Below are 5,812 nucleotides of genomic sequence, written 5' to 3' on the forward strand. Positions count from 1 at the left end.
GCATGTGTTAAGCACGCCGCCAGCGTTCATCCTGAGCCAGGATCAAACTCTCCACAAAAATATTTCAGAAAGAAACAAGGCCGTGAAAAGCCCGAAAACCTAACCAAAAACAAACCAACCACCAACAACAACCAACGCCGTCATTGATGTCTGGCAAAATCCTAAAATTACAAAAATAAAGATACAAACAAACCGGTCCCAACCCGACGGGGCAAAAACAGGACCAGCCACAACCACATCAACAAAACAGTCAACATGACCATGCAATCTGCACCAAAACTAGTGACACCCAATCATAGGTTCAAGCATCACCACCGGCACACACCACTTTCGTGGCACACAGCACGCAACCAAACGTCAATGCAATCAAAAAAATAAAAAGTACATTGGCACACTATCGAGTTCTCAAACAACAACCGCACACCCAACAACCAACCCCACAAACAAGAGCCAGCGTCAAGCAGCTGAAACAAAGTTACACACCCGTGAACGCAAAGTCAAATCCAACCAAACCAGCCAGACTCGAAACCGCCCACAAGCAGCAACTTTATTCACTTTGATCATTCCCTCCTAGCGACCAAACCGCTCGTCGGCAACGAGGGATAACTTAACCACGAACCAACAAACAACACAAATTGCCTGGAAGGAGCACGTTTTCAAAGTGTTTAACTTGTTACACGTTCAACGGTTGCACCGAGCTCATTGAGCTGCTCCACAAACCGTGGGTAGCCACGGTCAATGTGGTAAACATCGTGCACCGTGGTCTGTCCCTCCGCTACGAGGCCCGCGAGGACGAGCCCGGCGCCAGCACGGATGTCGGAACTCCAGACGTCCGTGGAGGAAAGCGTCGATACGCCACGTAGGGCAACGTGGTGGCCGTCGATGTTGGCGTCGGCACCAAGGCGCATCATCTCGTCGACAAATCGGAAGCGTGCCTCGAAGACGTTTTCTGTGATGACAGAAATGCCTTCGGCCACCGCGGAAAGGGCAATCGCCATCGGTTGCAGGTCTGTTGGGAATCCGGGGAACGGCAGCGTCTGGTAGTCAACAGCCTTTGGGCGCTGGTCCATCCTGATACGGAACCCGTTGTCATAGGTTTCCACCTGCGCGCCAGCAAGCTTGATTTTTTGCAGCGGAAGATGCAGGTGGCCTGGTGCAATGCCGGATACCGTGATGTCGCCCTGGGTAATTGCCGCCGCATAGGCCCAGGTACCTGCGACAATTCGATCTCCAACTACGGTGTGCTGGGTCGGCTCGAGCCTATCGACGCCATCAATAACGATTGTCGATGTTCCCGCGCCCTCAATCTGCGCCCCCATCGCGCGGAGCATGTCACAAAGGTCGACAATCTCCGGTTCACGGGCTGCGTTAGAGAGTGTCGTCCGGCCATTGGCAAGGACGGCCGCGGTAACAATATTCTCGGTCGCGCCTACCGATGGGAAGTCGAGTGCAATGTCCGCACCGTGCAGCTGTTGAGCACGCGCAACGACGGCACCGTGCTCAATATGTGTTGTCGCCCCAAGTTTCTCCAGGCCCGACTGGTGCATATCCAGAGGCCGGGACCCGATTGCATCGCCACCCGGGAGCGCAACATAGGCCTCGGAGCAACGTGCAACGAGAGGTCCGAGCACCGCGACGGATGCGCGGAACTGCCGGACAGCTTCAAAGTCCGCATGCGGTGAAATCTCGGCAGGGACGTCAATGGTAACGACGGTGCCGTCGATATCTACGGAACAGCCGAGGCCAACTAGGACATCTCGCATGAGCGGGACGTCGAGAATTTCGGGGCAGTTATACAGCGTTGTTGTACCTTCAGCGAGCAGCGCTGCCGCCATGAGCTTCAACACGCTGTTCTTGGCACCGTCAACCTTGACGACGCCCTCAAGCCGAGTACCACCAGTGACTAAAAATCGTTCTTTCACGGAACCCAGCGTACCCAACAACGGTTAGGGCAACGCCCCGATGCGACGAGCTGCGTTAACTGCCTCGTAACGGGTGTGGGCACCGAGCTTGCGCATCACGCTGCGCAGGTAGGACTTCACCGTTTCTGCACCGATGCCCATCTCTGCTGCTGCTTCGACGTTGGTGTGGCCGAGCGCTACGCAAGAAAGGACATCAAGTTCACGAGCAGAGAGCTTCGTCGTTTGCTTCACCCGCACTGGGGAGACCATCTGATCACACAGTTGCTCGATTTCCTTGCGCAGGTTTTCGTCGCCAACCCGGTTTGCGAGCATACGCAGCTTCGAGTGCGTGGAACGTACCTGTTCCCACTCCGCACTATTCATGACGCGACCCGTCTTCTGTCCAGCGCGGGCGCCGTCACCCTGCCGCAGTGCGATATTGACTGCAAGATCCTGCTCAAGGCAGCGCGCCGTCATCGCCACTTCCTCAATAACCTTGTCGCCCAAGCGGACAGGCGAGTGCACGCCCACGTAAAGCACCCCGCGAATCTCACGCTGGGTTATCACCGGGACAGCAACAATGGAGTGCAGGCCTTCGTCTTGAATCTGCTTGTCATACTCGTGGGAAATAACGTTCGCGCGAGTGTAGTCAGAAATGCCAACAGCGCGACGCGTGGCGACGACCCGCCCGCCTACACCTGCACCGGACTCAATTACAAGTTCCTGCAGGGCCGGCGTCCGCAGTCCGATCCATTGCGTGATCTGCAATCGGTTGTCCGCCAGAAGGGTGCCATACATTGCTACCGGGATGCCGGTTGCGGTCTTCAGCGTGGTCAACGCTGCGCGGATGGCGTCGTCGTCTTCCTTAAGGCACTGTGCGTCGGTCAATGATCTCTCGCTTTCCACCCGTTCGAGTGTCCCCTGTTTAGGGACACTGCTTGTCGAACTTGACTCAAAGCCCTTTCATCATAACGCGTTTTCGGGGGTAGCCAAACTTCGCACTTTCCGCACATCCACAGGTTCACTACCCCAAAAGAGGGCGAACCGAGCTGTCTACTTTATAGGGACAGGCTTGTACGCATCGAGGGTGTATAATCGCGCAGCAAGCACGACACTGACTATAAAGCTACAGGTAAAGGAGTCATTTTTATGTCGAAGATCGCAAAGTCCGTCTTGGACCTCATCGGCAATACACCACTCGTCGAACTCAACGGCATCACCGAAGGCCTCAACGCACGAGTCCTAGCAAAACTTGAGTTTTACAACCCTGCTAATTCCGTCAAGGACCGCATCGGCGACGCAATTGTCCGCACCGCGGAAGCCTCTGGCGAACTCAAGCCAGGCGGAACCATCGTCGAAGCTACGTCCGGCAACACCGGCATCGCCCTCGCACTGACTGGCGCGGCAAAGGGATACAAAGTGATCCTGACCATGCCCGAAACGATGTCACAGGAACGCCGCGTCGTGCTTCGCGCCTACGGGGCAGAGATCGTTTTGACGCCGGGTGCGGCAGGTATGAAAGGGGCCGTCGACAAGGCGAACGAGATTGTCGAAACGACGGAAAACGCAATCCTGGCCAGCCAATTCGAAAACGCGGCCAACCCACAGGTTCACTACGAGACCACCGGCCCCGAAATCTGGAATGACACCGACGGCGAGGTCGACATCGTAGTTGCTGGCGTTGGCACAGGCGGCACGATCTCCGGCTCGGCGAAGTACCTGAAAGAACAGAAGGAATCGGTCAAGGCAGTAGCCGTCGAGCCAGCCGCTTCCCCACTCCTTTCCACTGGTGAAGCCGGCCCTCACAAGATTCAAGGCCTCGGCGCGAATTTCATCCCGGGCACCTTCGACCGAAACGTGATCGACGAAATTATTACAGTGTCGAACGAAGATGCCGTCGCCACCTCGCGCGAACTAGCAGTCAAGGACGGCGTGCTCGGCGGCATTTCCGCAGGAGCCAACCTCAAGGCCGCGCTGGAGCTCGCCGCCCGTAAAGAGAACGAAGGCAAGACGATCGTCGTCATCATCCCGGACTTCGGTGAGCGCTACGTCTCCACCGTGCTGTACGAAGACATCCGCGACTAGCCCAAACGGGGCGACGCCACCACGCGAATGGTCGTTGGTAGGATCACCACATGATCAAAATGGCCATCCGCGTGATTCGAATGATCCGCGAGGACCTTGCCAACGCGCGGGACCACGACCCGGCGGCGCGAGGCGACCTCGAGAACGCCATCGTCTACTCAGGGCTCCACGCCATTTGGACACACCGCGTGTGCCACTGGATGTGGCAACGCAACCTGAAAGGGCCCGCGCGTGTGCTCGCACAGGCCAACCGCTTCTTCACCGGCATCGAAATCCACCCCGGCGCCACCATCGGCCGACGCTTCTTCATCGACCACGGCATGGGCATCGTCATCGGTGAGACCACTGAGATCGGCGACAGCGTCATGCTCTATCACGGCGTAACGCTCGGCGGGCAGGTGCTCACACAGACGAAGCGCCACCCCACCATCGGCAACAACGTCACCATTGGTGCCGGCGCGAAGGTCCTCGGCCCCATCACAATCGGGGACAACACGGCAGTTGGTGCGAATGCCGTCGTCACGAAATCAATCCCGGCGAACTCCATCGCCGTTGGCATCCCCGCCAAAGTCAGGGAACGCAAAGAGTGCGAAACCAAACACCTCGTCGACCCCGACAAGTACTTCGACCCCGGCAGCTACGTCATCTAACCCCCGCTACTCGACGAGGTCCGCATACTCCGGATTCTGCGCAATGTAGCGCGCAACGGCGGGGCACGTTGGGACGACAGTGAGGCCCTCGGAGCGGGCGTCGTCAAGCGCGTACTGCATCAGCGGGCTTGAGAGGCCCTGCCCACGGAACTTCGGGTCCACGAACGTATGTGGCAGCTCCCGCGCGCCGTCGACGTCAGCGTATGTGGCGAACCCAGCCAACTGCCCCTCGACAAGAATTTCGTAGCGAGACTCCTGATTATTCCTCTTCAGCTCGGGCTGTTCGGCATCGTGCAGCGACAATACTATGCTCCAATCCTCGGGGCAGAAACACAAAACCCCTCCACCGCAGTGAAGGGGTCGGAGTGTGGCCAGAGCCAGGATCGAACTGGCGACCCCACACTTTTCAGGCGTGTGCTCTACCGACTGAGCTATCTGGCCAGAACAACACAAGTGTTGTCCGCGACCCTGACGGGACTTGAACCCGCGACCTCCGCCGTGACAGGGCGGCGCGCTAACCAACTGCGCCACAGGGCCTTATTCAATTTCGTACTTGCGCCCGTTGCACGGTCGCTTGCACGAGTTGATACTTTACACAGAGCGCTCGAACACAAGCAAATCGCCAGCACAACCCACACTTTTCGACGTCACATCCCCCGACCCTACATAGCCACCACGAGCTGTCTGGACAATGAAAAAGAGCCGGAACGTTTCCGTTCCGACTCTTCAAACATGGCGACCCTGACGGGACTTGAACCCGCGACCTCCGCCGTGACAGGGCGGCGCGCTAACCAACTGCGCCACAGGGCCTTATGCTTTTATGTTTCAATCTTGCGATTGAAGTACCCCCAACGGGATTCGAACCCGTGTTGCCGCCGTGAAAGGGCGGAGTCCTAGGCCTCTAGACGATGGGGGCCCGCTGCGTTAACAGCCCGACCATCATAAGCCTATGCAGAATAACATCACAAATCGCCAGTACATGGGGAGTTTCCGAGGCAGATCCACCCATCAAATCTGCAAAGTGTAATAACAGGATAGTAGTAATCCCCAAAAGGGAGCGCGGACATTTCGTTGGAGTGCTGAGGGCTGGAAGGTATTCCGATGCCCGCAAAGTTCCCCGACACCGTCCGCGAGGCCGCAGTCGACAAATACTTCGAAGGCATGACCACACCTGAG

5 protein-coding genes and 4 tRNA genes are annotated in these 5,812 nt (G+C 57.4%); 2 read left to right on the forward strand and 7 right to left on the reverse strand.

Going from position 1 to position 5,812, the window contains the following annotated elements:
* Positions 1 to 665 precede the first annotated feature (665 nt).
* The gene (murA, locus tag BJP07_RS09365) at positions 666 to 1,922 is read right to left on the reverse strand and encodes a UDP-N-acetylglucosamine 1-carboxyvinyltransferase (RefSeq protein WP_071567215.1); all 1,257 of its coding nucleotides are present in this window, start codon (positions 1,920 to 1,922) and stop codon (positions 666 to 668) included.
* A 24-nt stretch (positions 1,923 to 1,946) separates the two neighbouring features.
* On the reverse strand, positions 1,947 to 2,807 hold the full coding sequence (ramA, locus tag BJP07_RS09370) for an acetate metabolism transcriptional regulator RamA (protein ID WP_255365972.1): 861 nt from the start codon (positions 2,805 to 2,807) through the stop codon (positions 1,947 to 1,949).
* Between the two features lie 243 nt (positions 2,808 to 3,050).
* Between ramA and cysK the strand changes: the two genes are divergently transcribed.
* Positions 3,051 to 3,986, forward strand: a complete 936-nt coding sequence (gene cysK / locus BJP07_RS09375) for a cysteine synthase A (protein ID WP_071567217.1) — start codon at positions 3,051 to 3,053, stop codon at positions 3,984 to 3,986.
* Between the two features lie 59 nt (positions 3,987 to 4,045).
* Positions 4,046 to 4,636 (forward strand): serine O-acetyltransferase EpsC, encoded by a 591-nt coding sequence (gene epsC / locus BJP07_RS09380; RefSeq protein WP_071567219.1) that lies wholly within the window; start codon positions 4,046 to 4,048, stop codon positions 4,634 to 4,636.
* Between the two features lie 6 nt (positions 4,637 to 4,642).
* Here epsC and BJP07_RS09385 read toward each other — a convergent pair whose 3' ends face one another.
* The 5 genes from BJP07_RS09385 to BJP07_RS09405 form a co-directional block, all read right to left on the reverse strand.
* Positions 4,643 to 4,939, reverse strand: coding sequence for a GNAT family N-acetyltransferase (locus BJP07_RS09385; RefSeq protein WP_071567218.1), 297 nt, complete (start codon positions 4,937 to 4,939; stop codon positions 4,643 to 4,645).
* A 65-nt stretch (positions 4,940 to 5,004) separates the two neighbouring features.
* Positions 5,005 to 5,077: transfer RNA gene (locus BJP07_RS09390), tRNA-Phe, on the reverse strand.
* Between the two features lie 22 nt (positions 5,078 to 5,099).
* Positions 5,100 to 5,173: transfer RNA gene (locus tag BJP07_RS09395), tRNA-Asp, on the reverse strand.
* Between the two features lie 196 nt (positions 5,174 to 5,369).
* Positions 5,370 to 5,446 (reverse strand) — tRNA-Asp (locus tag BJP07_RS09400).
* A 33-nt stretch (positions 5,447 to 5,479) separates the two neighbouring features.
* Positions 5,480 to 5,552 (reverse strand) — tRNA-Glu (locus tag BJP07_RS09405).
* Positions 5,553 to 5,812 lie beyond the last annotated feature (260 nt).

The sequence above is a fragment of the Corynebacterium sp. NML130628 genome, assembly GCF_001875665.1.
Lineage (GTDB): Bacteria > Actinomycetota > Actinomycetes > Mycobacteriales > Mycobacteriaceae > Corynebacterium.

What these genes read in the sequence shown, in the direction of transcription:
- cysK (WP_071567217.1), top strand. Translation starts at nt 3,051, where the DNA reads ATGTCGAAGATCGCAAAGTCCGTCTTGGACCTCATCGGCAATACACCA.
- epsC (WP_071567219.1), top strand. Translation starts at nt 4,046, where the DNA reads ATGGCCATCCGCGTGATTCGAATGATCCGCGAGGACCTTGCCAACGCG.